The 533-nt window shown below is 66.0% G+C and carries 1 protein-coding gene; it reads left to right on the plus strand.

The window, feature by feature from the left end; genetic code table 11:
- The coding region (locus I53_RS16260; RefSeq protein ID WP_043352521.1) for an MFS transporter at positions 1 to 533 on the plus strand (533 nt) is incomplete at both ends.

The raw sequence follows: 533 nt of genomic DNA on the forward strand, positions 1-533 counted from the left end.
CTCGGTGCTGATCTTCTGGATCCGCCGCAACATCGAGGATCCGGAAGTCTACCGGCAGACGCGCGCCGCCATGCGGGACGTCGGCGATACGGGCAGCTTCCTCGACATCTTCTCCCGTCCGCTGATCGGCCGGACCGTGCTGGCGAGCCTGCTGGCGACCGGCATGCAGGGCGGCTACTACGCGGTGACCACGTGGCTTCCGACCTACCTGAAGACCGAGCGCAACCTCTCGGTCCTGAACACCAGCGGCTACCTGCTGATGCTGATCTTCGGATCATTCGTCGGGTACCTGACCAGCGCCTGGCTCTCCGACCGCATCGGGCGCCGCCTGGGCTTCATCCTGTTCGGCTTCTGCGCCGGTCTCCTCGTCCTGGCCTACACGCTGATCCCGATCACCGACCCGGTGATGCTGGTCCTCGGCTTCCCCCTCGGCTTCTTCCTCTCCGGCGTCTTCTCCGGCATGGGCGCCTTCCTGAGCGAGCTGTTCCCGAGCCGGATCCGCGGCTCCGCGCAGGGCTTCTGCTACAATTTCG

This window comes from Methylobacterium sp. B1 (genome assembly GCF_000333255.1).
Lineage (GTDB): Bacteria > Pseudomonadota > Alphaproteobacteria > Rhizobiales > Beijerinckiaceae > Methylobacterium > Methylobacterium fujisawaense.